Genomic DNA, 26,310 nt, shown 5'->3' on the forward strand with positions numbered 1-26,310 from the left:
ATATAATTATAGCTTTTATTTTTAAGGAAAATTATGAATATTTTTATCAACCTTCCTACTTGGCTTGGTGATGCGGTGATGGCTAGTGCGGCTATTTATGCTATGAAAGAAAAATACCCTCAAGCTAAATTTACTTTTTATGGTTCTTTTGTAAGCACAGAGCTTTTTAAACGCTTTGAAAATGCTCAAATTTTAGTAGAAAATAAAAAGCAAAGATATAGGCAAATTTTAAAAGCTAGAAAAAACCTTGGTAAATTTGATCTAGCTTTTTCGTTTCGCTCGGCATTTTCAAGCAAGATCATTTTAAATCTAATCAAAGCAAAAAAAAGATTTTATTTTGATAAAAATATTCTAAAAGAAGAACACCAAGTCTTAAAATACTTAAATTTCATAGAAAAAGCCTTAAATTTTAAAGCCACTTCAAATGCTTTAAAACTCCCTATAAAAGCAAAATCAACTCAAAAAATCTTAGGTATAAACCCGGGTGCACATTTTGGAAGTGCGAAAAGATGGGAAGCGAGCTATTTTGCAAGGGTAGCAAAAGAATTTAGCTCAACTCATCAAATTTTAATCTTTGGAGTAGAAAGTGAGAGAGAAATTTGTGATGAAATTGAGTATTTTTTTCTAAAAGAAGGTATCAAATCAAAAAATCTTTGTGGCAAAACTAGTATTTATGCTTTATGTAAAAATATTTCTATGCTTGATTTGCTCATCACAAACGATAGTGGTCCTATGCATATAGGTGCAGTTTATGGGGTGAAAACGGTGGCTATTTTTGGCTCGACTAAATTTAGTCAAACCTCGCCTTGGCAAGAAAATGCTAAAATAGCACATTTAAATTTAGCTTGTATGCCTTGTATGCAAAAGGTCTGCCCTTTAAAACACCATAAATGTATGAAAGATTTAAAGCCTGAAGTGGTAATAAATTTAGCAAAAAATATTTTAGGAGTGTAAATGGTTTTTAGTTCTTATGAATTTATATTTATATTTTTACCTATAGTTTTAATTATATTTTATATGCTTAAAAAATTTAATCATATTCAAAGCGCAAAATTATTTTTAGTCTTAGCAAGTTTATTTTTTTATGCCTTTTGGAAGGTTGAATATGTTTTGATTTTATTGCTCTCTATGGGTGTAAATTTTTATCTTGCAAATTTAATTTTACTTAATAGGGGGGGGGTAAAGCTATTATTTTATAGCGGAGTGTTTTTTAATTTAGCTTTGCTTTCTTTTTTCAAATACACCAATTTTCTTTTAGAAAATTTTAATGTATTTTTTCAAATAGCCCAACTAGATTTTAATATTCCTTTGCCGCATATATTACTACCTTTGGCTATATCTTTTTTTACTTTTCAACAAATTGCTTTTTTGATAGATTGTTATAAAAGAACAAACATAGAAGGTTTAAAAAGTGAAAATACATATAAAATAAATATTTTAGATTATGCTTTGTTTATAACATTTTTTCCTCAGCTTATAGCAGGTCCAATAGTGCATCATAAAGAAATGATGCCTCAATTTAAGAATATGCTTTGGAATAGTTCTATTCTTATTAATTGGGAAAATATAGCCAAAGGATTATTTATATTTTCTATGGGTTTATTTAAGAAAGTGTATATTGCTGATTCTTTTGTACTTTGGGCTAATGCAGGGTTTAAGATAGTTGAAAATGGAGGTGCTTTAAATATTTTTGAAGCTTGGGCAACTTCTTTATCTTATACTTTTCAACTTTATTTTGATTTTAGTGGATATTGTGATATGGCTATAGGCATAGCTTTATTTTTTAGTATAAAACTCCCTATTAATTTTAATTCTCCTTATAAAGCATTAAATATAAGTGATTTTTGGAGAAGATGGCATATGACATTAGGTAAATTTTTAAAAGATTATTTATATATACCTTTAGGTGGTAATAGAGTTTCTAAGATTGTAAATTTGAGAAATCTTTTTATAGTGGCTTTTGTAAGTGGAGTATGGCATGGAGCTGGATGGGGTTTTGTGATATGGGGAGTGTTGCATGGACTAGCTATGGTACTTCATAGAATATATACTTTTATAACCCCAAATGCCAAATTTAAAGAAAATATTGTTTATAAAATATTTGCATGGTTTGTAACTTTTAATTTTATTAATCTTGCGTGGATATTTTTTAGAAGCGAAAATCTTCAAGGTGCTATAAATCTTTTAAAAGCTATGTTTGGTTTAACTTGGGTAGATTTACCAATAAAATGGCATAGAATGAAAGAATCTTTAGCGCAAATTAGTGGTAGTAATGAAACTTTAATTTATATTATCATTTGTATGATTTTATGTATTGGGTTTAAAAATAGTATTGAAAAACTTGAAAATTTTAAAGCTAGTTATATAAATTCTTTATTAGTCATGCTTTTTTTATATATAGCTTTGATAACTTTAGGAGTAGTTCCTTATACTGAATTTATTTATTTTAATTTCTAAGGATAAAAATGTTTAAATCATATAAAAAATTTGTAATTTATTCTTTATTAATACCTTTGCCTTTTATATTGTTTTTAGGAGTTTTACTTTATGTGTATGATCCATTGCAACTTTATCATGAACCTTGGTTTAGAAAAAAAACATATCATGATGATATGAGAATTCAGGCAAAAGGTATTATTGATTATAATGATTTTGATTCTGTGATTTTAGGTACTTCGATGATGAAAAGTTTTTCTGCAATTGAAGCAAAAGAAAAACTAGGTGGTGAGTGGGTTAATCTTTCAATTTTAGGTAGCACTTTAAAAGCTAGAAGTTTTATTTTAAACTATCTACTAAAACACCAAAAGGTTAAAAATGTAATTATATCTATTGATTATTTTACTTTAGTAAATTATGATTTATATGATAATACTACAAATTTTGATTTTTTATATACAGGAAAAGCATTACCTTTTAAAATTTATTTAAATACAAAATTTTTATTATGTGCATTGAAATTTTCTATAAAAGAAAAATGCATTGGAAAATATACTAATTTAGAAGATATGAAAAATTGGATAACAAAAATAGAGTATTTAGGAGGATTTGCTAATTGGATAAAATATTACTCTAAAAATGATTTGGAAAAGTTAAAAAATAATATCAAAACAGAAGATTTTAAAACATATAGTAATATTGATATTAGTGAGCAAAAAAAATATATAATGAATTATTTATTAAAATATATTCAAAAGAATAATAATGTAAATTTTCATTTAGTTATTCCTGTTAGCTCTAGGTTGTCTTATAAAATGAAAAATGTAAATCGCACTTATAATAATGCTGGATTGTATTTTTCAAAACTTACAAAGATAACAAAATGGTTGATTTGTCAAACAAAAAATGACTTTAATGTAAAAATTTATGGCTTTGATGATCTTGACTATGCAGATAAAATAGAAAATTATTATGATATAAGCCATCATGACATAGATATGAATTCAATGCAACTTGATGCTATTAAAAACCAAACAAATATTTTAACACCTGAAAATATGGATGAGTATTTTAAAATCATGGAAGAAAAAATCAAAAATTATGATTTAAATCCTTTAATTGAGCAAATAAAAGCAAGTGGTATTTTAGATAAATAGTGCTAAGAAAAGCTTTTTTGCATGAAAACCTCTTGCAAAAGCTTGATAAATGTGTTAAACTTAACAATCATTTTTAATCAAGGAGCTTTTTATGACTAAAGCAGATTTTATTTCTCAAGTTGCTCAAACTGCTGGGCTAACTAAAAAAGATGCAACTGCAGCTACTGATGCAGTAATCGCTACTATTACTGATGTATTAGCTAAAGGTGATAGCATTAGCTTTATCGGTTTTGGTACATTTTCTGTAGCTGAAAGAGCTGCTAGAGAAGCTAGAGTGCCAAGCACTGGTGCTACTATTAAAGTACCTGCTACTAAAGTTGCTAAATTTAAAGTAGGTAAAAACCTTAAAGACGCAGTTGCTGCTGCTAAAACTGCTAAAAAAGCTAAAAAATAATTCTTTGCGCAAAAGTTAAAAAACTTTTGCGTTTTTCTTCATAGTTAAGTATTAATTTTCTTTTGATATTGTTTTTAAAAATATTAAAGGAAGACAATGTCAGTTTATAATAATATCTTAGATTGTATAGGTAATACCCCGATTATTTCTTTAAAAGAATTTGCTCCAAATCTTTATGCTAAATGCGAGTATTTTAATCCAAGTCATTCTATAAAAGATAGAGCGGCTGTGGAGATGATAAAACAAGCTTTAAATGAAGGTAAAATCAATCAAGAAACAACCATTATAGAAGCTACAAGTGGAAATACCGGCATAGCTTTAGCAATGATTTGTGCAAGCTTAAAGCTTAAACTTATCATAGCTATGCCTGAGTCTATGAGTATTGAGCGTAGAAAAATGATGAGTTTTTTTGGTGCAAAGCTAGAACTTACTCAAGCAAGTAAAGGCATGCAAGGAGCACTTGATAGAGCTAATGAGCTTTTGAGTGAAATTCCAAATTCATTTATGGTAAGTCAATTTGAAAATATCAACAACAAAAACGCACATAAAAAAAATACTGCTTTAGAAATTTTAAAAGCTTTACCCGATCTTGGTATTTTTTTAGCAGGTTTTGGTACAGGCGGGACTATTAGCGGGGTAGGAGAAATTTTAAAAGAACACAATCCTAATGTCAAAATCATAGCCTTAGAACCCGCATCTTCGCCACTTTTGAGCCAAAATACCGCTGCAAGCCATAAAATTCAAGGTATAGGTGCAAATTTTATCCCTAAAATTTTAAATCAAAAAATTATAGATGAGATAGTTTGTGTAAGCAATGAAGATGCTATAAATACAGCCTTAGAGCTTGGTAAAAATGGCATAATGGCAGGAATTTCAAGTGGTGCAAATGTATATATGGCTAGAAAAATTGCTTTAGAAAACCCTGATAAAAAAGTCTTGACTATGTTAAATGATACAGCCGAGAGGTATTTATCAACTGATTTATTTGCAAATTTATAATTAGGAGCATGTATGAGTCAAAATAATGAACATTTTGATTTAGATCTTGAAAGGGCGATTTTAAGTTCTTGTATATATAGCGAAGATTCTTTTTTTAGTATTTCTTCAGATATTGAAATTAATGATTTTTCACTCAAAGCTCATCAAGATATTTATAAAGCTATTTTAGCTTGTGTGAATGCAGGCGAGCCTATAAGTGCAAGTTTTATAAGAAAACATAAAAAAGTAGATGAGCAAATTTTAGCTGAAGTTTTAGCTACTACTTCCATAGCAGATGTGAGTAAATACGCTTATGAATTAAGAGAAAAATCCATTAGACGCCAGCTTTTAAATTTTGCTTATACTATACCTACAAGGGTAAATGAAGATAAAAGCATTTCTCAAATCTCAGACGAAATAGGCAAAGAAATTTTTAATCTTACAAACCGTGTAAATAGTAATAGTATTAAGGATATGACTATGGTGATGTCTGAGCTTATGGATGAGTTTAAAAAGCAAAAAGAAGCTGAAAATAAAGATATTTTGGGACTTGATACAGGTTTTGGTGAGCTTAATAAAATGACAAAAGGCTTTAAACCTGGCGATCTTGTAATCATCGCAGCACGCCCTGGCATGGGAAAAACTACAATTTGTTTAAATTTTATAGAAAAAACACTAAGGCAAAATAAAGGTGTTGTAATGTTTTCACTAGAAATGCCTGCTACGCAAATCATGCAAAGATTAATCAGTGCAAAAACTTCCATTCCTTTGCAAAAAATTCTAATCGCAGATTTAAACGATGATGAGTGGAGTAGGGTAGGTGATGCTTGTAATGAATATGCACAAAAAAATCTTTATATTTATGATAGTGGTTATGCTAGCATAGCAGACATTCGTTCAATTTTACGCAAAATCAAGGCTCAAGATGAGAGTATTGAGCTTTGCGTAGTTGATTACATCGGCCTTATGATGAGTAATTCAGCTTTTAATGATAGGCATTTGCAGGTGAGTGAAATTTCAAGAGGTTTAAAGCTTTTAGCAAGAGAATTAAATATGCCAGTAGTGGCACTTTCGCAATTAAATCGTTCATTAGAAAGTAGAGCAAATAAACGACCTATGCTTAGTGATTTAAGAGAAAGTGGCGCTATAGAACAAGATGCAGATACGATTTTATTTGTATATAGAGATGAGGTTTATAGAGAACAAGAAGAAAAAGAAAGAGAAAATAAAGCCAAAAATGAAGGCAAAACTTATGAGAGAAAATTTATGCCAAATCCTGTGCAAGAAAAAGCTGAGCTTATTATAGGTAAAAATAGAAATGGTCCTGTAGGGCATGTAGATTTGCTTTTCTTAAAAGAAAAATCGTGCTTTATTGAAGCTCCAAAAGAAGATTTTATAGTTACCAATTTTGAAGGTTAATTTAAAGAATAGCGATAATCGTTTTGTATAAAAAGCTCTAAATCTTTAAAATCAATTTTTCCCATCAGCTCTTTTACGAGCTGTTTGTATATTATTTTTTCATCTTTAACTACAAAAGCTGATCTTGCTAATAATCCTGCAAATATACTATCATGTATTAATACTCCATAATTAGTGCCAAAATCTTTAAAGGCAAAATCACTTGCAACTATGATATTATCAATTCCTTCAGTTGCACAAAAACGATCCATAGCAAAAGGTAAGTCCATGCTAACAACAATCACTTCAATGTTTTTTATAGATGCCAATCTTTTGTTAGTTTCTTTAGCTTGTTTGGAGCATACTTGAGTGTCTAAGCTAGGAAAAGTTAGTAAAATTTGAGTTTTTCCAGGTGGTGCTATTTCTACTGAGGCAAGATTTTTAGTTTTTAAAGTCACTTTTGGAGCATTATCGCCAATTTGTAGTTGATTTCCTGTGAGTTTTATGTTTTGTTTTTTATATATAATGCTTGACACAATTTTCCTTTTTATAATAAAATCATCTTAGCTAAAAGTAAAAAGCTGAAAAAACCCAAACCATCAGTAATTGCAGTAATCACAACACTTGAACCCACCGCAGGATCAATTTTAAATTTTTTCAAAGTTAATGGCACAAAAGAGCCTACAAAACCGGCTAAGGCTAGATTGATTAGCATTGACAAAGCTATAACAAGTCCTAAAAGGGCTGTTTTAAACCATATAAAAGCTATAATACTCATAACGCTAGCAAATATAAGCCCATTTAATAAAGAAATTCCACTCTCTCTTAATATAACTTTTTTAGCATCTTTAAATTCTACTTCATTGAGTGAGAGTTTTCTAACTGTTACCGCTAAGGCTTGTGAGCCTGTGTTACCTCCCATGGAAGCTACAATAGGCATAAGTACTGCTAGAGCTACAAGTTGTTCTATTTCACCTGAAAAAAGACTGATGATATTAGCTGAAATTAATGAAGTTGTAAGATTAATCATGAGCCAAAAAGCTCTTGCTTTAGCTGCTTTAAAAGCACTTTCTTCTTCAACATCTGCATCAACTCCAGCTAAATTATAAATTTGCTCTGTTGCATTTTCTTGGATTAAATCATGAATATCATCATAAGTAATTCTACCCAAAAGCACTCCATCATCATTTATAACAGCCAAAACACTTAAATCATAATCTTCTACTATATCAATAGCCTTTTGTATATCTTCATGATCTTTAATGCTATAACATTTATATTTTTCATTGTTGTTTTTAATAATATCTGCAAAACTTAGTTTAAAATCCCAAAGCAAGAGATCGCTTAGGTTGATAGCATTGCAAAGTTTTCCTTGTTTATCTATGATATAAACTTGAAAAATTTGATCTACTTGTCCTGAATGCTTTAAAATTCTATATCTTTTAATGGCCTTTTCTATACTTTCATTAATAGAGGCTGTGAAAATTTCTGTTTGCATATAAGCACCAGCGGTATTTTCATCATAATTTTTAAGGCGTAAAATTTCTTCTTTATCTTCTGAACTTAAGCGGTTTAAAATAGCTAAAGTTTTTTGTGGATTTAGCTCTTCAAAACGCTTAATTAAGTCTGTTGCATCATCACTTTCAAGCTCTTCTACTGCTTTTGCAATCTTTATAATGCTTAAGTTTTCTAAAATATCTTCTAAGATATGTTCAGGCGTTATAGTAGCTACATTTGCAAGTGTGTAAGTATCAAAAGATTTAAGAGTTTTTAAATAAAGCTCTTCATCATGCCTTTTAATAGTTTTTAAGGCTTCATTGATTTCATAGGTACTTTGATCTTTGAAAGTATTTTTTAAAAGTTCTTGTGCTTCTAAAAAATCATTCATCATCTCAAAGCTCCATAGAATTTTCTATATTTTGTTCTTTTGGTGGATTTTTATAATTTTCATCAATGCTTTGCAAGCGGTTTTCATACTCTTTTGCCATTTTTAAAAATTCTTCTTTGTTTTTTCCACTTAAGCTTGATTTTGGAATTTTAACTATAGTTTCAGGATTAATTGCTTTATTATTTAGATAAAGTCCAAAATGCAAATGTGGTCCAGTGCTCATACCAGTAGAGCCTACATAAGCAATCACTTGTCCTTGCTTAACTTTTTGTCCGCGTTTGATTTTTGCAAAGCGACTAAGATGAGCATATAAAGTCATATAGCCTGACATGTGTTTTACTTGTACAACCTTACCATAACCACCTTTTGTCCCAACAAAGCTAATCGTTCCATCTCCTGCACTTTTAACTGGAGTACCCGTTGGAGCTGCATAGTCAACACCTAGGTGTGCTCTATAGCGTTTTAGGATAGGATGGTATCTTGCTCTAGTAAAACGATCTGAAATCCTTGTATATTTGACAGGTTTAGTTAAAAAGAAATTTTCAAGCTCTTTTCCTTGAGCATTATAATAAGAATCTTTATATAAAAATACAGAATATTCTTTACCTCTAATATTAGCTAAAGCTGCTTGGATATTAATATCGCCAAAAAGTCTTCCTAGTCTTCTTTTTTGCTCATAAATTAATACTACACTATCGCCTTTTCTAACATTTTTAAAATTAACACTATTTTTAAAAGCTCTTACCATAGCTCTTGCTAAGGTTACGCTACCACTTTCATCATAAACATCTTGATAAGCTGAATTGTTAATAGCTACGCGAATAGTTCTTTTTTCTTTGGTATAAGAAATTGGAGTAAAACTTAATACGAATTTATTTTCAGTGTTTTTGTAAATATGAATTTGTAAATCATCACTGATTGGGATTAAAACCTGTTCTAATTCTCCTTGATCATCTTTTAACATTTGGTATTTAATGCCACTTGCAATTTCTGCACTTAGTTCTTTATCTTCAGCATCAAGATTATAGTATAAATTTAAAGGTATGGAGTGATCTTGTAAAAAATCAAGTAAAGTTTTGCCATTCTCCCAAGAAAGTTCTTCAACACTTGAAATAGCAAAAAGTTTTATCGATATAAGTAAAGATATGAAAATTTTTTTCATGGTATTTTAAAGCCTTCTAAAATTTAAACATAAATTTGTATTTTACTTAATTTTTCTTACAATTTTGTAAGGAAAATACAATATAATTTAATTTTTACACTTTTTTAAGGAGCATCAGTTGTCAAGAATTATTTTAATACTTTGTTGTTTTTTAGCATTTTTGCAAGCTAAAAATTTTGATTTAATACAAACAAAACTTGAAAAAGTAGATGATATTTATGGTTATATAAAAGATGATCCTAGAATTTTATTGCACTCAAGTGGTATAGTTGTGCATGAAATTGATACACAAAAATCAATTATTGCAAGAGCTAGTGTGATAGGGCGTGAAAATGGCTTAGTTAAATTACAATTTAAAGTTTTTGATATGCTAGCTCAAGATGCTATGCCTTTACCAAATGTATTGCCACAAGTAGGCGATAAAATAGTTTTAAATTATTTATATGATAGAGCCTTGATTATAGCTCCTGATAAAAATGTGTATGATTTTATAGCTCAAAAATTAAATGGACTTTATTTTTTACACCCTGATTTATTTGGTGCTCATATGATACAAGAATACCGCCAAACTCCAAGAAGATCAGATTTTAGATCTTTTTGTTCAAAAAATGCTGTTGGGCTTTTAGTGGTAGCTTTAGAAAATAAAGCTGAGATAGTTGATTGTCAAGATTTTGGCAAGATAGAAGAATTTAACATACCTCAAGCTCAAAGTTTGCAAATTCCATTTTATTCAAGAATTACAGGTTATAAAAGCGATATTTTTAGCTTAAATGATGAAGCAATTGGAAATTATTATGTATATTATGAAAAATTAATTAGCTTAACTAGAGAAAAATAATGCAAGAAATCCATCAAAAATTTTTTCAAGATCTTTTAGGGGTTGAAAATGCTCATTTTGATCCTATCCACAAAAGAGCGTATAGTTATGATGCTACTAAAAAGCATTATTTACCTGATGGAGTGCTTTTTCCAAGAGATGAAAATGATATTAGTCAAATTTTAAAATATTGTAATGAAAATAAAATCATCGTTATTCCTAGGGGCTCAGGTAGTGGATTTACCGGTGGAAGCTTAGCTATTAATGGTGGAGTAGTGTTAAGCTTTGAAAAACATATGAATAAAATTTTAGAAATTGATCTTGAAAATTTAGTTGCAGTAGTGCAGCCTGGTGTGATAAATATGGCTTTACAAGAAAAAGCAAAAGAATATGGTTTATTTTATCCACCTGATCCTGCTAGTATGGAGTATTCTTCTTTAGGGGGGAATGTAAGCGAAAATGCAGGGGGTATGAGAGCTGCTAAGTATGGTATAACTAAAGATTATGTAATGGCTTTAAGAGCTGTTTTACCTAATGGAGAAATCATTAGAGCAGGTAAAAAAACTATAAAAGATGTAGCGGGTTATAATCTAGCTGGAATTTTAATAGCAAGTGAGGGATCTTTGGCTGTGCTTAGTGAGATTACTTTAAAACTAGTAGCTTTGCCAAAGTTTAAAAAGACAGCTATGGGGATTTTTAACAGCATTGATGAAGCAATGAATGCAGTTTATAAAACTTTAGCTAAAGGTGTGACTCCTGTATCTATGGAATTTTTAGATCAATTAAGCATACAAGCATTAGAACAAAAATTCCAAAAAGGCTTACCTATGGATGCGGGTGCGATTTTAATCGCTGATGTAGATGGCAATGTAGAAGAGGCTATTGAAACAGATTTAAAAATTTTGCAAGAGAGTTTTTATGAATCTGGTGTAAGAGAGTTTAAAATAGCAAAAGATGAGCAAGAAGCAGCCAATATTTGGTTTGCTAGAAGAAACTGCTCTCAAAGTATAGCAATGTATGGAAATTTAAAGCTTAATGAAGATATTACAGTGCCGCGTTCAAAACTGCCTGATCTTTTAAAAGGCATAGCTGAAATTTCTAAAAAATATGGTTTTAAAATCCCTTGTTTTGGTCATACTGGCGATGGTAATGTACATACTAATGTAATGGTAAGTGATAAAAATAATCCTGAGTTGGTTAAAAAAGGTTATGAAGCTGTGGAAGAGGTGTTTAAGCTTACAGTTTCTTTGGGTGGGACTTTAAGTGGAGAGCATGGTATAGGCATTTCAAAAGCTCCTTTTATGAAGCTTGCTTTTAGCGAAGCTGAAATGGACTTGATGAGAAATATCAAAAAAGCATTTGATCCAAATAATATACTTAATCCTTTTAAAATGGGACTTTGATGAATTTTAAAAACTTCATAAAAATTCTTTTAAGCATAAGAGATAAAGAAATTTTAAATTATGCTGCAGCTTTGAGTTTTTATACTATTTTATCTTTAATACCGCTTTTATTTTTATGTTTTTGGGTTTTTACTCAAATTCCAAGTTTTGAAATGTATCAAGAAAGAATTAAAAATTTAATTTTTACTTTTTTAATCCCAACTCAACAAGAATTAATAACACAATATATTAACACTTTTTTAAAAAATAGTGTCAATCTTGGTTTAATTGGTCTTTTAGCTATGGCTTTGACTTCTTTAGCATTTTTTTCAGGTTATGATTATGTTATTAATAAGCTTTTAGAAGAAGACTCTAAAAGTCTTTGGCATAGTATAAGTTCTTATTGGACTTTGGCAACATTAACTCCACTTGGACTTGGAGTGAGTTTTTACATTTCAGGTTTTATACAAAAAACCTTAGATGATTTTAATATTGCTTTGAATTTTTTTGAGATTTTACCTTATGTGATTATATGGGCTTTGTTTTTTACATCTTATTCAAGTTCAGTGAGTAAAAAAGGTGATTTAAAAACTTTGCTTATTAGTTCTTTTGGTGCTTCTGTGATTTGGTATATTTCTAAGATGATTTTTGTATATTATGCCGTATATAATAAAACTTATTTAAATGTATATGGTTCTTTTTCTGTGATATTGTTTTTCTTTTTGTGGATTTATATTTCTTGGATTATTTATCTTTTGGGTTTAAGGGTTTATTTGATTTTAAATCAAGAAAATAAAGGGAATAAAACCAAGAGAAATTACAAAAAGAGCTAAATAACGATGAAAAATAGCCATGAAGGATAAAAATATATAAATAAGATAAATTTCTAATGGTATATGTAACAATATACTATTTAATTTAAAATCAAATAATGCTAATAATATTTCATCTAATACATCTCCATAAGATAATAAATGCAGTAATAAACTTATAGGGTAAAATAAAGCAAATAATATGCTTAAAGGTATACCTAAAAATTGTTGAAAACTAATAAGTGGAAAAAAATATAATACAGGAATTATCATTGCTAAAAAAGTCCAAAAATTTATAAAAATAATATGAATATAATTTTTTGAAAAATTATCTTTAAAATGATGTAAATATAAATAAATATAAAATACTCCTAAACTTGAAAACAAAAAGCCAACGCTAAATAATAAATTTGGAAATAAGCTTATACATAAAATTACACTTAAGAATAAAAATTTAAAACTCAAAATTTTAATATTTTTGCTAAATAGATAAAAAGCAAAAATACTCATACATAAAGCTCTTATATAAGAAGGGCTAAAGTCTATTAAAAATATATACAAAATTAAAAGCAAGAAAGCAAAAATACTAATATCAAGTTTTAAACTTCTATAAGGAAAATATCGTTTGTGAAAAAAGGCATATAAAGGAGCAAAAATCAAAAAGCAAAAGCTAAATAACAAGCCCAAATGATATCCACTAATAGCAATTAAATGCGCGATATTGTAAAAATTTACATCATTTCTAAGTTCACTTGATACATTTTTTGCAAAGAATAAAGCCCCGTAAAATTCTTTGATTTTTTCATTTTGATGTTGATTTAAAAAATACTCCACTAAGATATTTTCTTTTTGAGCATTAGTTTTATGAAAATCATAACTTGGTACAAAAAAATTTTTACTAAGATAATCTTTAAAGTTAATATTTTTAGTAATAATCCTAAGATTTATAATATCATTTTTACTTAAATTTAGATCTTTAAAACTAGTAGTGTAAAAAACAAAATCAGAATTTTTAATTTTAAAAACTTGGTATTTTTTACCTTTTTTATTAGTTTTTTGATAGCTAGATATAATGATATTATTTTTAAGCAATAAATGTTTTGTGAGTTTAAAATTTTGGTATTTTTTATACTCATAAATGAGATTTAGGCTAAAAATTGCTAAAAAACATAATAATAAAATTAAAAATTCTCTATAAGAATCTTTTATAGAGAATTTTAAATTCATTTTTTCTTAGAAAAGCGTGATAAGTATAACCATATAATAAAAATTAAAGTGATTATAAAGGCAGGTGCTATATAAGGATGATTTGAAAAAATTTCAAAAGCCTCCTTTAAGGTGTTTCCAAAAATAAATCCAGCATAACCAAGTATTATAGCCCAAATTAAACTAGCTAGGGTATTGATGATAAAAAATCTTACAAAGCTAAATTTGCAAAGACCTGCTGCTATAGGAATGATAGTTTTTACCCCGTAAATAAATTTTTGCACTACTAAAAGTAAATCTCCATATTTTTTGATTTTTATCATAGCAAGCGCGATTTTTCTTCTATGATTTTTAAAATAAGGCATTATGTCTTTTTTATAATATTTTCCTAGAATAAATAATAGGGTTGAACCTATGGTATTAGCCAAAAAGGCTAAAAATATACATAAATGCAAATCAAGTTTAGTTGAACTTGCACAAAGTACCCCGGCAGCAAGTATGGCCACCATTCCTCCACCAAAAGAATAAAAAAATAAAATCAAATAACCATAAGTGCTAAGATTATCAATCATTTCTTGCATGAAAAACCCTATCTTGCAAAATCAACAGCTCTAAGCTCTCTGATGACATTAACTTTTATTTCACCAGGGTATTGAACTTTTTCTTGAATTTCTTCAGCTATTTCTTTAGCTAAAAGCACAGATTCATCATCATTGACTAATTTTGCATTAACAATAACTCTAATTTCTCTACCAGCATTAATAGCATAAGCTTTTTTAACCCCTTCTTTACTTTTTGCTATATCTTCAAGTTCGCTAACTCGTTTCAAGAAGGCCTCAAGTACCTCACGCCTTGCTCCAGGGCGTGCAGCGCTTAGTGTATCTGCTGTGCAAACTGCAGCTGATTCTATACTTGTAGCCTCTTCATGTCCATGGTGCGCATAAATTGCATTAATCACTATAGGATGTTCTTTGTATCTTTTGCAAAGTTCAGCTCCTAAATCTACATGAGAACCTTCAAATTCATGCGTTAAAGCCTTGCCTATATCGTGTAAAATTCCAGCTCTTCTTGCCAGTTTTTCATCGCCACCACACTCAGCTGCTATGATTCCAGCTAAATGCGCTACTTCTAAAGAGTGTGCTAGAGCATTTTGTCCATAACTTGCTCTATATCTTAATTTTCCTATTAATTTAACAATTTCAGGATGGATATTATTAAGTCCTAAATCCATTACTATAGTTTGACCTTCTTCTAAGATATTATCCTCAAATTCTTTGCAAACTTTTTCATGAATTTCTTCTATTTTTGCAGGTTGTATTCTACCGTCTTCAACTAAAAGTTCAATCACCTTTGTAGCAATGGCGCGTCTATAAAGATTAAAACAACTTACTATAATTGCTCCAGGCGTATCATCTATGATAATATCAACACCCAAAACCATTTCTAAGGTTTTAACATTTCTCCCTTCTTTACCTATAATGCGTCCTTTTAACTCATCATTTTTGATATTTACCACATTGATCAACCTTTCAGCAGCGAATTCTCCTGCAAATCTTGAAGTAGCTTGTGCTAAGATAAAATTAGCCTTTCTTTTGGCTTCATTTCTAGCCTCTTCTTCGTATTTTCTAACAATATGAGCAATTTCAGCTCTTGAGGTTTCTTCTACTTTTTGCAAGACTATACTTTTTGCCTCTTCTTGTGTGAGACCAGCTGAATGTTCAAGAATTTTTAAAACATCATTTAACTTTGTTTCGTAGCTTTGTTTTAAATTTTCATTTTCTTCATGTAAAGCTTTTATAGTTTGCTGCTCTTTTGCTAATTTGTTTTTGTTTTCTTCATGAAGTTTTTCTTGATAATGAAGATTTTGTTCTTTTTTGTTGAGTTCTTCTAGCTTAATAGAATGCTCTTTTTGTAGTTTTTGAATTTTTTCATCAAATTTTTTCTTTGCTGCAAATTCAGCCTCAGCAACTGAATTTTTAGCATCTTTAAGTGTTAGCTCAGCTTCATATTCAATGGCTTTTGCTTTTGCTTTTGCTTGCTCTAAAAAGATATTGAAATTTGCATCATTAATCTTTTTGGCGACTATATATCCAATCCCTCCGCCTATGAAAACGGCTATTAATGCGACTAATATTTCTATCATTGTTTTTAACTTTCCTAAAATATTTTTTATAAGGGTTTATATAAAAATTTCCTTTTATATCATGGTCTTGACTAAAAATTTGATGAGATTTTGCATCCATCATTTGTGTGAAAATAACTAAAGGTTTTTTATAAGAAATATTTTCAAAAAACCTATCGTAAAATCCTTGGCCATGACCAACTCTTCCTAATTTTGCATCTACTCCTATAACAGGGATGATTGCAACATCTATACGAGTTTGCAAAAAAGAATCTTTTGGTTCATATACCCCAAAACTCTTTTTATCAAGAGCTAACCTTAATTTTACTACCTTTAAACTTTTATCTTGCATAAATGGAACAAAAATTCGGTATTTTTTTGTTAAAAAATGTCTGAATTTATAAAGATTAATTTCATATTTTAAAGGAATATATATAAGGATATTTTTATAATTTTTACAAGATTTTAAAATTTTATTTACTTCTTGAAAAACTAAAAAATCTCTTTTGTATTGAAATTTTAGTTTTAATTTCATTTTAAATTTCTGTTTTATTCTAAAGTCATTTTTTATCAAAGCTTTCCTTGGTTTTTTAACTTTTTATGTTATACTTTTAAGCTTAAAAAATCATAAGGATATGACTTGAAATTTAAAATTTTTTTAGCAATTTTTGCTATGATTTTTTTTACTTCATGCTCAAGTGATAAAGAAAATTCTAGTAATGAAAATACTGATAATGCAAGTTTAAGTCAAAGTGAAAATACTGATTTTACTTTGAAATTTTTAGATGGTAGAAAAATGTATGTGAAATACCATGAACAAGAATTTAATTTTGATGATACAGCAAAAGCTAAGTTGTTTGTATTTTTTACAAGTTGGTGTGAGCCATGCAAAGCTGAAATTCCACATTTAAATAATTTAAATAAAAAATATCAAGATAGATTTGAAGTCATAGCGCTTTTTTTAGAAGAAGATAAAAAACAAGAATTATTGGAGTTTATACAAAAAGAAAAGATGAATTTTTCTTCGGTTTTAGGAGAGAATAGTTTTATTTTTTCTAAAGTTTTAAATATCAGCTCTATTCCAACAATGGTTTTATTTAATGCAAAGGGCGAAAAAGTTAAAGAGTATTTAGGTTTAATTCCTGAAGAAATGTTAGATATAGATATACAAAAAGCGATAATGTAATGTTTGGATTTTTAAAAAATGGTTTGAAAAAAACCTTAGAAAGTATTCATTTAGTTAAGGCTTCAAATAAAATTATTACTAAAGATTTGCTTGAAGAAATGCTTTTAGAAGCTGATGTGGCGTATGAGATAGTTGAAGAGATTATTTACTATCTTCCTCCAAGTGATGAGGTTAAAAAGGCTGATTTAGAGCGTGTTATGGGGACTTATTTTATTTATGATAAGCCAGAACTTGCTAATGCTAAGCCTTTTGTGGATTTGATTTTAGGTGTAAATGGGGTAGGTAAGACCACAAGCATTGCTAAAATGGCACATTTGCATAAAGAAAATGGTGAAAAAGTTATACTTGGGGCTTGTGATACTTTTAGAGCAGGAGCCATAGAGCAGTTAAAATTATGGGCACAAAAATTAAATATAGATATCATAGCTACTTCACAAGGACATGATCCTTCGGCAGTTGCTTATGATGCTATTTCTAAAGCTTTGGCAAAAAACTATGATAGGGTTATTTTAGATACAGCAGGACGCTTGCAAAATCAAAAAAATCTTGCTAATGAGCTTGAAAAAATTGTCCGCATAAGTGATAAAGCTATGCAAGGAGCTCCTCATAGAAAAATCCTTGTACTTGATGGCACTCAAGGTGTGGCAGGAATTTTGCAGGCAAAAGCTTTTAATGATTTAGTAAAACTTGATGGAGTGATTATTACAAAACTTGATGGAACTGCCAAAGGTGGAGCTTTATTTAGCATAGCAAGAGAGCTTGAACTTCCTATTTTATATGTAGGAGTAGGGGAACAGCTAGGACAAATTCATGAGTTTAATCCTAATGAATATGTTAAAACTTTAGTTGAAGAGATTTTTGCGTAATTTATGGCTAAAAAACATATTTTATTTGAATGCCAAGCTTGTGGAAATCAACAAAGCAAATGGCTAGGAAAATGTCCTGAGTGTGGTTCTTGGGATAGTTTTGTTGAGTTAAAGCAAGAACAAATTAAGGTTTTAAAAGAGTTAAATTCACTCTCAAATACTCCAAGTTCTGCAGTATGTATAAATGATGTTATAGCAGAAAATTTCACACGCATTAGCACTGATGATAATGAGCTTGATTTAGTTTTAGGTGGTGGGCTTGTTGTGGGTTCTTTGGTGTTAATTGGGGGGTCGCCTGGAGTTGGAAAATCCACACTTTTATTAAAAATTGCTTCGAATTTGGCTAAAAGCGGTAAAAAAGTGCTTTATGTAAGTGGCGAGGAGAGTAAATCTCAAATCAAACTGCGTGCGGATCGTTTAAATGCAAATTGTGAGAATTTATTTTTACTTACTGAACTTTGCTTAGAAGATATTTTAAGTGAGCTTTCTAAAAAAGATTATGAAATTTTAATTATTGATTCTATTCAAACTTTATATTCTAATAAAATTACTTCAGCAGCAGGTAGTATCACTCAAGTTAGAGAAATTACTTTTGAATTAATGCGCTATTCTAAAGCCAATAATATTAGCACTTTTATCATAGGACATATCACTAAAGATGGGGCTATAGCTGGACCTAGAATTTTAGAGCATATGGTAGATGTAGTGCTTTATTTTGAAGGCGATGCCAATAAAGAAATAAGAATTTTAAGAGGCTTTAAAAATCGTTTTGGAAATATTTCCGAAGTTGGTATTTTTGAAATGACTTCCAAAGGCTTGATTAGTGCTAAAGATATAGCTAATAGATTTTTTACGCGTGGTAAGGCAGTAAGTGGTAGCGCTTTGAGTGTAGTGATGGAAGGAAGCAGAGCTTTAGTGCTAGAAATTCAAGCCTTAGTTTGTGAGAGTGCTTATCCAAAGCGTAGTGCAACAGGCTATGAAAAAAATCGTTTAGATATGCTCATAGCTTTACTAGAGAGAAAGCTTGAAATTCCCTTGGGGCATTATGATGTTTTTATTAATGTAAGTGGTGGGGTAAAAATTAGTGAAACTGCAGCAGATTTAGCGGTGGTTGCAGCAATTATTTCAAGTTTTAAAAACCGCCCTTTAAGCAAAGATAGTGTTTTTGTGGGTGAGCTTAGTTTAAATGGTGAAATCAAAGAAGTATTTTCACTTGATGTGCGTTTAAAAGAAGCTAAAATGCAAAAATTTAAAAATGCCATAGTACCTGTAAAACCTATGGAGGAACTTGGCTTAAAATGTTTTGTAGCTAAAGAATTGCGTGAGGTTTTAGAATGGATGTAAAATTTGATGTAATTATTATAGGTTCAGGTCTTGGAGGCTTAAGTGCAGGCGCTTTTTTAGCTAAAAATGGAAAAATGGTTTTAGTTTTAGAACAGCATTCTTTAATTGGTGGCTGTGCTACTTGTTTTAAAAGAAAAGGCGCTTTGATTGATGCGGGACTTCATGAGATGGACCTAGGTGAAGCAAAAACTGATATGAAGCATTTGGTTTTTGAAAAACTTGGTATAAAGGATAAAATTGAAATTTTACCTTTACCAAGTGCATGGAGTATTAAAAGTAAAAATTATAATCTAACTTTACCTCATGGTATAGAAAAAGTAAAAGAAGTTTTGAAAAAAGAATTTCCGCAAGAGTGCAAAGGTATAGATAAATATTTTAAAGCTATAAAAACGCAAGCTTATGCTATTCGAAGATTTCCTTGGGATTTAAAATTAAGTGAGTTATTGTTGTTCCCTTTTGACACTGCTTGGATATTTATTAAAAATAGATTGTTTAATAAAAAAGTTTATGATGTTTTAAATGCTTATATTAAAAATGATAAGCTAAAAAAGATTTTAAATGCAAATATGAGTTATTATCATCATGATAGTAAAGAATTTATTTTCAGTTTTCATGGCATTGCTCAAAAGCATTATTATGATGGTGGAGTGTATATTAAAGGTGGCTCGCAAGCTTTAAGTGATGCTTTGGCTGAGGTTATCAAAGAAAATCAAGGGCAGGTTTTAGCTAAGGCTGAAGTTGTTAAAATACTCACAAAAGAACAAAAAGCTTATGGAGTAGAATACATTCAAAATAATCAAAAACATACCATCCATGCGCAAAATATCATCGCAAATTGCGATCCTTTAATCGTATATAAAGACTTGCTTAAAGAGTTAAATTTAACCCAAGAAATCAAAGCAATGGAATCTAAAAAGCGTGCTTGTTCTTTAGTGAGCGCTTATTTTATTTATGATAAAGATATTTCTAAAATTTATGAAAATATGGATTATTGTAATTTTATATTTGAAGATGATTTTTTAAATAGTTCATATGAAAACACTAATATTTTAAAACTAGATATTAAACAAAGGCCTATGGCTTTTGTGAATTATTCTAAGGTTGATAGTGGCTTGGCTAGCGATAAATATATAGGTGTTGTAGCTTTTAGTTCAAATTATAGCGAATGGGATTTAAATAAGCAAGATTATAAAACTAAAAAAGAAGAAGTATTAAAAGCCATAGTGCAAAGGCTTGATGAGATTTTTCCAAATTTAAGTTCACACTTAATCCATCAAGAATTAGCCACGCCAAAAACTATACAAAGATATACTAAAGCTTACGAGGGTACAATTTATGGATTTTCTCAAGATCAAGAAGGGGTTAAATACAGATTACATTATAAAAGTAAAAGTATAGAAAATTTATATTTTGCTAATGCTTTTATATTTCCTGGAGGTGGTTTTACAGGTGCGATTTTGGGTGGATATTTTTGTGCTAATAAAATGAATTTTCATTAAAATATAAGCAATTTTTTTTTATAATATTAGCTTTGAAATATTTATTCTGCTAAGGATTTTTAATGAAAGATTTATTTTTATTTAGTTCTTTTATAGATTCTAGCCACACTTTTGCATACTTTTTTCATTTGGGTATAGTGGTTGTGATTTCTTTGATTTTAGCAAAACTTGCTACAAGATCTATGCAAATTGTCCCAAGAGGTAGTCAGAATTTGGCTGAAGCTTATATGGAAGGCATTTTAAGCATGGGTAGGGATACTATGGGTAGCGATGAAGCTGCTAGAAAATATTTACCTTTAGTTGCAACTATAGGTTTTATGGTATTTTTTAGTAATATCATAGGAATCATCCCTGGTTTTGAAGCTCCAACAGCAAGTTTAAATTTTAGTGCTTCTTTGGCTATTATAGTATTTGTGTATTATCATTTTGAAGGTATTAGAACTCAAGGATTTTTTAAGTATTTTGCACATTTCATGGGACCTGTGAAAATTCTAGCACCTTTGATGTTTCCTATAGAAGTGGTTTCTCATTTTTCAAGAGTTATTTCTTTATCTTTCCGTTTATTTGGTAATATCAAGGGAGATGATTTATTCTTAGCAGTTATTTTAGCTCTTGTGCCTTGGGTTGCGCCATTGCCTGCTTATATGCTTTTAACTTTTATGGCATTTTTACAATCTTTTATTTTTATGATTTTAACTTATGTTTATTTGGCAGGTGCAACTGTAGTTGATGAGCATCATTAATTTTTAAAAAGCAAAAAATATTTTTTGCTTTTTTCTTTTTTAATCTTCTTCTTTTATTCTTTTTTAAACTCTTTTTGAAATAAAAAACGCTAGAATAAACAAAAAATTCTAAGGAAAATTTTAATGTTTGAAGTTGTTATAGGACTTGAAGTTCATGCACAATTAAATACAAAAACAAAAATCTTTTGTTCATGTGCGACTTCTTTTGGAGAAAAATCAAATACTAATGTATGCCCAACATGTTTAGCTTTACCAGGTGCTTTACCTGTATTAAATCAAGAAGCGGTAAAAAAAGCCATAGCATTTGGAAAAGCAGTTAATGCAACTATAAATAAAAAAAGTATTTTTAATAGAAAAAATTATTTTTATCCTGATTTACCAAAAGCTTATCAAATTTCGCAATTTGATATTCCTATAGTGGAAAATGGTGAGTTATTTATCAATGTAAATGGAGAAAATAAACGCATAGGTATCACTAGGGCTCATTTAGAAGAAGATGCAGGAAAAAATATACATGAGAGTAATTTTTCAAAAGTAGATTTAAATAGAGCAGGCACGCCTTTGCTTGAAATTGTCAGTGAACCTGAACTTAGAAGTTCCGATGAAGCAGTGGCTTATTTGAAAAAATTACATTCTATTATAAGATTTTTAGACATTTCAGATGCAAATATGCAAGAAGGTAGTTTTAGATGTGATGCTAATGTTAGTATTCGTCCTAAAGGTGATGATAAGCTTTATACTAGAGTGGAGATTAAAAATTTAAATTCATTCCGTTTTATTCAAAAGGCGATTGAGTATGAAGTAAAACGCCAAAGTGAAGCTTGGGAAGATGGAAAATACGATCAAGAAGTTGTGCAAGAAACAAGATTATTTGATACGGTTAATTTAGTTACTAGAAGTATGAGAGGTAAGGAAGATTCTGCTGAATATAGATATTTCCCTGATCCTGATCTTTTACCTGTAATTTTAGATGATGAAATGCTAAATCAAGATATACCTGAACTTCCTGATGAGAAAAAAGCTAGATTTGTGAGTGAATTGGGTATTAAAGAAAGTGATAGTGAAGTGATTGTTTCTTCATTAGAGCTTTGTAGATATTTTGAGTATCTAATTAATCAAAAATTAAATCCAAAACTTTGTGTTACTTGGCTTACGACAGAGTTAATGGGGCTTTTAAAAGGCGAATTGACTATAGAAAACTCGCCTATAAAACAAGAAAAATTAGCTGTTTTGATCAAACGTATAGAAGAAGGTGTTATTAGCGCTAAAGCAGGTAAGGATATTTTAGCTTATGTATTTGAAAATACAGAAGTTGAAATTGATGATGCTATTGAAAAACTTGGTTTAAAACAAGTAAGTGATGATGGTGCTATTGAAAAGATTATTGATGAAATTTTAGCAAATAATGAAGATAAAGTAGTTGAATATAAAAGTGGTAAAGATAAACTTTTTGGTTTCTTTGTCGGTCAGGCAATGAAAGCAGGTAAGGGTGCATTTAATCCTGCTAAGGTAAATGAAATTTTAAAAGCAAAACTTGGTTAAATATGAAAATAGCAGTTGTTGGTGCAGGAAAATGGGGAAGTGCTTTATATGATGCATTGAGCGTTAAAAATGAATGCGTAATAACTTCTTTTCACGAAAAAGATCTTTCTTATTTTGTTAGTACCAAAGAAGCTTTAGAATACGAATATTTAGTTTTTGCTTTATATGCTCAAGGAATGCATGAATGGCTTGCAAATAATTTTAAAGATTTAAATCAAAAAATTCTTGTAGCTTCTAAGGGTATTGATTGTAAAAGTTTAAAATTTATGGATGAGGTTTTTAGTGAGTTCATAAGTAGTGATAGACTTTGTTTTTTAAGTGGTCCTTCTTTTGCAAGTGAAGTTTTAGAAAAAAAACCTTGTGCTTTGGTTGTTAGCGGTAAAAATCAAGAGCTTTGTAGTCAATTTGCAAGTTTTTTTCCAAATTATATTAAAACCTATACAAGTTCTGATGTTAAAGGCGCTGAAATTTGTGGTGCATATAAGAATGTTTTAGCAATTGCAAGTGGAGTTTGCGATGGTTTAAATTTAGGCAATAATGCAAGAGCTTCTTTAGTTTCAAGAGGTTTAGTGGAAATGCACCGCTTTGGACAATTTTTTAATGCTAAAGAAGAAACATTTTTAGGGCTTAGTGGGGCTGGAGATTTATTTTTAACAGCTTCAAGTAACTTATCAAGAAATTATAGAGTAGGTTTGAGTTTGGCTAGTGACAAAAATATAAAAGATATTTTAATGGAACTTGGCGAGGTAGCTGAAGGAGTGCAAACTGCTTATGCTATACATTCTTTATCGAAACAATTTCAAATTTATACCCCGATTGTTAACGAAGTAGTCTTAATGCTAGAGGGTAAGAATGCTTGGGAATCTTTAAAAGATTTGATGTCATCAAAGGAGGAAATATCATGATCATCAAAAATGCAAAAATTTATGGCGAGCAAAAGCTTGATCTTAAAATAGAAGATGGGAAAATTACTCAAATTGCTAATGATTTAAATGATGATGAGTATATTGTTGATATAGAAGGCAAAACTTTACTTCCCTCGTTTATTGATTTAAATGTTAGTTTGCTTGATAATGAATTTAGTATAGATAAATTATATGATCTTGAAAAAGCATGCTTAAAAGGTGGGGTAGGGACTATTGTTTTAAAAGATAGTTTAGAAGCTAACACTCAAGGCTATGCGCTTTATTTTGATAAATTAAAATCTTTAGATATTAATGTTTTACCTACTATTAATGTATTAGATAAAACAGAAAAATTAAAAAATATTGCTACCTTAATTGATATGGGCGCAAAAGGCTTAGAGCTTTCAAGTACTTTAGGAGCAAATTATTTAAGACAATGTATGCAATATGCCAATATGAAATCAACCCCTGTATTTTTAAAGTGTTTTGATGGGAGTTTTGACGATCATGGAGTAATGAATGATGGACAAATAAGCTTTGAATCAGGACTTATAGGAATTAGTGATATAGCTGAAACTAGCGAAGTGGCAAAAATGAAAGAATTAGTGGAATTTTATAAAAATAAAGCTTGTTTTAGCTCTTTAGCAATTACAAGATCGTTTGAATTATTACATGATCAATATAGTGAAATTTCAATCCATCATTTAATCAAAGATGAAAGTACTTGTGAAAATTTTAACACTCAAGCAAAAATTTTACCTCCATTAAGAACAAAAGATGAAGTAACAAATCTTAAAAAGTTGCTTCAAGATAAGAAAATTACTTTCTTAAGTTCTTTGCATGCTCCTAACACTAAAAAAGATTTGGCTTTTGATGAAGCAGATTTTGGAGTTAATGCCATAGCTATATATATGAGTTTATGTTTTACATATTTAGTAAAAGAAGGTATCTTAACTTGGAAAGAATTATGTGATTTTACAAGCTATAATCAAGCGCAATTTTTGGGATTAAATAAAGGTAAAATAGAACTTGGTTTTGATGCTGATTTAGTTGTATTTGATGAAAAACTTTCTTTTAATGGAGAAGGTTTATATGCAAATGATATCTTGCAAGGTAAGGTAGAAAAAAGTTTTATAGCAGGAAAAGTTTTTAGCCTTTAAGCTAAAAACTTTTATTTATCTTGCATAGCTTGAGCTACTTGAGCTGAACTATTTCTAATTTTTTCCATACATTCTCTAGCTTCTTTGGCTAAATCCACGCTTTGATTTACGCCACTTAAGCCATCTTTAATGCTTTGTACAACTTCAGCTGTTACATTTCTGATAGAATTAATGGTAGTAGTGATTTCATTTACTGAATGTCCAGTTCTTTCAGCTAGATTTCTAACTTCATCAGCAACAACAGCAAAACCTCTACCATGCTCACCTGCACGCGCTGCCTCAATAGCCGCATTTAGAGCTAAAAGATTGGTTTGATCAGCTATATCGCTAATGGTTTGAATAATATTTTTAATTTCTTCTGATTGCTCATTTAATGATGATACGAGATTGCTACTATTGTTCATCATATCAGCAATGCCTTGAATATTTTGAACCGTATTTTCTATAACACTATCGCCCTCTTGAGTGAGATTATCATTTTGTTCAGCTAATTCACTAATGAGCTTTAATTTTTCCTCATCTCTTACAACTTGTTCGGTAATATCTGTTGCAAATTTAATAACTTTGTAAATTTCTCCATCATCATTTTTGATAGGATTATAACTTGCTTCTAAATGGATTAGTTTGTTGTTTTTACCAAAGCGTATGAATTTTCCTGATTGAAATTTACCACTTCTTAGCTCTTCCCAAAAAATTGTATATTCTTTGGAATTTCTAAATTTTTCCTCGCAGAACATACTATGGTGTTTTCCTTTGATTTCACTTAGTGAATAACCCATGGTTTGAGTGAAGTTTTCATTAGCATTTAAAATCTCTCCATAAGGATTAAATTCAATAATAGCCATAGAACGATTAGCAGCATCTATGGTGTTTTTTAGATCAAGCATTTCATAGTTTCTTTGAGTAATGTCATTTGCAAATTTAATAACCTTATACACTTCATTGTTTTGGTTTAAAATAGGAAGATAATTGGCTTCAAGATAAATATCTTTCCCGCCTTTTGCAATGCGTCTAAAAAGTCCATTTCTTGATATACCACTTTTTAAATCTCTCCAAAAATCAACATAGCGTTGTGACTTTACAACCTCTGGTAAACAAAACATACTATGGTGTTTACCTTTGATTTCATTTAAAGAGTAATTCATAGTTTTTAGAAAATTTTCATTAGCATTAATAATAGTTCCATCTGTTTGAAATTCTATCATGGCCATAGTTTTGCTAATAGCATTAAGTATATCTTGAAAAGTTTGATTAGATTGCTCTAATTGAGTAATTTGTTCATTAATTTTTTTCTTGTTGATAAACATAAAACC

Annotated in this window: 25 protein-coding genes and 1 pseudogene; 17 read left to right on the top strand and 9 right to left on the bottom strand. The window is 29.5% G+C overall.

Annotation, left to right across the window (positions count from 1 at the left end):
* Window positions 1–33: 33 nt before the first annotated feature.
* The 6 genes from waaF (at window position 34) to L8X27_RS04200 (ending at window position 6,384) form a co-directional block, all read left to right on the top strand.
* The gene (waaF, locus tag L8X27_RS04175) at window positions 34–954 is read left to right on the top strand and encodes a lipopolysaccharide heptosyltransferase II (RefSeq protein ID WP_263662631.1); all 921 of its coding nucleotides are present in this window, start codon (window positions 34–36) and stop codon (window positions 952–954) included.
* Window positions 955–2,457: an MBOAT family O-acyltransferase gene (locus L8X27_RS04180; protein WP_263681074.1), complete on the top strand. Its 1,503-nt coding sequence runs from the start codon at window positions 955–957 to the stop codon at window positions 2,455–2,457.
* Window positions 2,458–2,465: 8 nt separating this feature from the next.
* Window positions 2,466–3,593 (top strand): hypothetical protein, encoded by a 1,128-nt coding sequence (locus L8X27_RS04185; protein ID WP_263671166.1) that lies wholly within the window; start codon window positions 2,466–2,468, stop codon window positions 3,591–3,593.
* Between the two features lie 91 nt (window positions 3,594–3,684).
* The gene (locus L8X27_RS04190; RefSeq protein ID WP_039619003.1) at window positions 3,685–3,987 is read left to right on the top strand and encodes an HU family DNA-binding protein; all 303 of its coding nucleotides are present in this window, start codon (window positions 3,685–3,687) and stop codon (window positions 3,985–3,987) included.
* A 96-nt stretch (window positions 3,988–4,083) separates the two neighbouring features.
* A complete protein-coding gene (gene cysK / locus L8X27_RS04195; RefSeq protein ID WP_263662201.1) occupies window positions 4,084–4,986 on the top strand; it encodes a cysteine synthase A in 903 nt (300 codons plus the stop codon).
* Between the two features lie 12 nt (window positions 4,987–4,998).
* Window positions 4,999–6,384 (top strand): replicative DNA helicase, encoded by a 1,386-nt coding sequence (locus L8X27_RS04200; RefSeq protein ID WP_263671167.1) that lies wholly within the window; start codon window positions 4,999–5,001, stop codon window positions 6,382–6,384.
* On the opposite strand, the gene tpx is transcribed toward L8X27_RS04200, so the two are convergent.
* The 3 genes from tpx to L8X27_RS04215 are packed head-to-tail and all read right to left on the bottom strand — an operon-like array spanning window position 6,381 to window position 9,413.
* Window positions 6,381–6,899, bottom strand: a complete 519-nt coding sequence (tpx, locus tag L8X27_RS04205; protein ID WP_263671168.1) for a thiol peroxidase — start codon at window positions 6,897–6,899, stop codon at window positions 6,381–6,383. The genes L8X27_RS04200 and tpx overlap by 4 nt on opposite strands.
* An 11-nt stretch (window positions 6,900–6,910) precedes the next feature.
* Window positions 6,911–8,254: a magnesium transporter gene (gene mgtE, locus L8X27_RS04210; protein ID WP_133319709.1), complete on the bottom strand. Its 1,344-nt coding sequence runs from the start codon at window positions 8,252–8,254 to the stop codon at window positions 6,911–6,913.
* A 1-nt stretch (window position 8,255) separates the two neighbouring features.
* Entirely contained in the window at window positions 8,256–9,413 is a 1,158-nt protein-coding gene (locus L8X27_RS04215; protein ID WP_263681075.1) for a M23 family metallopeptidase, read from the bottom strand.
* A gap of 127 nt (window positions 9,414–9,540) precedes the next feature.
* Between L8X27_RS04215 and L8X27_RS04220 the strand changes: the two genes are divergently transcribed.
* From L8X27_RS04220 to L8X27_RS04230, 3 genes are read left to right on the top strand one after another with little or no spacing between them, the layout of a single operon-like run.
* Window positions 9,541–10,251, top strand: a complete 711-nt coding sequence (locus tag L8X27_RS04220; protein WP_375154839.1) for a plasminogen-binding N-terminal domain-containing protein — start codon at window positions 9,541–9,543, stop codon at window positions 10,249–10,251.
* A complete protein-coding gene (locus L8X27_RS04225; protein ID WP_263681076.1) occupies window positions 10,251–11,633 on the top strand; it encodes an FAD-linked oxidase C-terminal domain-containing protein in 1,383 nt (460 codons plus the stop codon). The genes L8X27_RS04220 and L8X27_RS04225 overlap by 1 nt, the downstream gene beginning before the upstream one ends.
* Window positions 11,633–12,445 (top strand): YihY/virulence factor BrkB family protein, encoded by an 813-nt coding sequence (locus tag L8X27_RS04230; protein ID WP_133319705.1) that lies wholly within the window; start codon window positions 11,633–11,635, stop codon window positions 12,443–12,445. Before L8X27_RS04225 ends, L8X27_RS04230 begins: the two co-directional genes overlap by 1 nt.
* Here L8X27_RS04230 and L8X27_RS04235 read toward each other — a convergent pair.
* Genes L8X27_RS04235 through L8X27_RS04250 form a run of 4 tightly spaced genes read right to left on the bottom strand, consistent with a single transcriptional unit; the run spans window position 12,392 to window position 16,326 of the window.
* Window positions 12,392–13,651 (bottom strand): ComEC/Rec2 family competence protein, encoded by a 1,260-nt coding sequence (locus L8X27_RS04235; protein ID WP_263669923.1) that lies wholly within the window; start codon window positions 13,649–13,651, stop codon window positions 12,392–12,394. The two genes, L8X27_RS04230 and L8X27_RS04235, sit on opposite strands and share 54 nt — an antisense overlap.
* A complete protein-coding gene (locus L8X27_RS04240; RefSeq protein ID WP_133319703.1) occupies window positions 13,648–14,211 on the bottom strand; it encodes a DedA family protein in 564 nt (187 codons plus the stop codon). The genes L8X27_RS04235 and L8X27_RS04240 overlap by 4 nt, the downstream gene beginning before the upstream one ends.
* Before the next feature lie 8 nt (window positions 14,212–14,219).
* Window positions 14,220–15,773, bottom strand: a complete 1,554-nt coding sequence (gene rny, locus L8X27_RS04245) for a ribonuclease Y (protein ID WP_263660211.1) — start codon at window positions 15,771–15,773, stop codon at window positions 14,220–14,222.
* Window positions 15,697–16,326 carry a 5-formyltetrahydrofolate cyclo-ligase gene (locus tag L8X27_RS04250; RefSeq protein WP_263681077.1) on the bottom strand — a complete coding sequence of 210 codons (630 nt, stop codon included), beginning with the start codon at window positions 16,324–16,326 and terminating at the stop codon, window positions 15,697–15,699. The genes rny and L8X27_RS04250 overlap by 77 nt, the downstream gene beginning before the upstream one ends.
* Before the next feature lie 66 nt (window positions 16,327–16,392).
* On the opposite strand from L8X27_RS04250, the gene L8X27_RS04255 reads away from it, so the two are divergent.
* The 8 genes from L8X27_RS04255 (at window position 16,393) to L8X27_RS04290 (ending at window position 24,997) form a co-directional block, all read left to right on the top strand.
* Entirely contained in the window at window positions 16,393–16,938 is a 546-nt protein-coding gene (locus tag L8X27_RS04255; protein ID WP_133319700.1) for a TlpA family protein disulfide reductase, read from the top strand.
* Entirely contained in the window at window positions 16,938–17,804 is an 867-nt protein-coding gene (ftsY, locus tag L8X27_RS04260; RefSeq protein ID WP_263681078.1) for a signal recognition particle-docking protein FtsY, read from the top strand. The genes L8X27_RS04255 and ftsY overlap by 1 nt, the downstream gene beginning before the upstream one ends.
* A 3-nt stretch (window positions 17,805–17,807) precedes the next feature.
* Window positions 17,808–19,148 (top strand): DNA repair protein RadA, encoded by a 1,341-nt coding sequence (gene radA, locus L8X27_RS04265; protein ID WP_258108000.1) that lies wholly within the window; start codon window positions 17,808–17,810, stop codon window positions 19,146–19,148.
* Entirely contained in the window at window positions 19,139–20,647 is a 1,509-nt protein-coding gene (locus tag L8X27_RS04270; RefSeq protein ID WP_263681079.1) for a phytoene desaturase family protein, read from the top strand. Before radA ends, L8X27_RS04270 begins: the two co-directional genes overlap by 10 nt.
* A gap of 62 nt (window positions 20,648–20,709) precedes the next feature.
* Window positions 20,710–21,390: a F0F1 ATP synthase subunit A gene (locus tag L8X27_RS04275; protein ID WP_133319696.1), complete on the top strand. Its 681-nt coding sequence runs from the start codon at window positions 20,710–20,712 to the stop codon at window positions 21,388–21,390.
* A 123-nt stretch (window positions 21,391–21,513) separates the two neighbouring features.
* Window positions 21,514–22,932, top strand: a complete 1,419-nt coding sequence (gatB, locus tag L8X27_RS04280; RefSeq protein ID WP_263671172.1) for an Asp-tRNA(Asn)/Glu-tRNA(Gln) amidotransferase subunit GatB — start codon at window positions 21,514–21,516, stop codon at window positions 22,930–22,932.
* Window positions 22,933–22,934: 2 nt separating this feature from the next.
* Complete coding sequence (locus L8X27_RS04285) at window positions 22,935–23,837, top strand: NAD(P)H-dependent glycerol-3-phosphate dehydrogenase (RefSeq protein ID WP_263671173.1); 903 nt, start codon at window positions 22,935–22,937, stop codon at window positions 23,835–23,837.
* Complete coding sequence (locus L8X27_RS04290) at window positions 23,834–24,997, top strand: metal-dependent hydrolase (protein WP_263671174.1); 1,164 nt, start codon at window positions 23,834–23,836, stop codon at window positions 24,995–24,997. Before L8X27_RS04285 ends, L8X27_RS04290 begins: the two co-directional genes overlap by 4 nt.
* 11 nt (window positions 24,998–25,008) lie before the next feature.
* On the opposite strand, the gene L8X27_RS08045 is transcribed toward L8X27_RS04290, so the two are convergent.
* On the bottom strand, window positions 25,009–25,557 hold the full coding sequence (locus tag L8X27_RS08045; RefSeq protein WP_412175415.1) for a methyl-accepting chemotaxis protein: 549 nt from the start codon (window positions 25,555–25,557) through the stop codon (window positions 25,009–25,011).
* Window positions 25,537–26,304: pseudogene (locus L8X27_RS08050) on the bottom strand (PAS domain-containing protein); the annotation flags it as partial. The pseudogene L8X27_RS08050 and the gene L8X27_RS08045, both read right to left, overlap by 21 nt.
* Between the last annotated feature and the right edge of the window lie 6 nt (window positions 26,305–26,310).

Source organism: Campylobacter sp. CNRCH_2015_1657, assembly GCF_025772685.1.
GTDB lineage: Bacteria > Campylobacterota > Campylobacteria > Campylobacterales > Campylobacteraceae > Campylobacter_D > Campylobacter_D lari_D.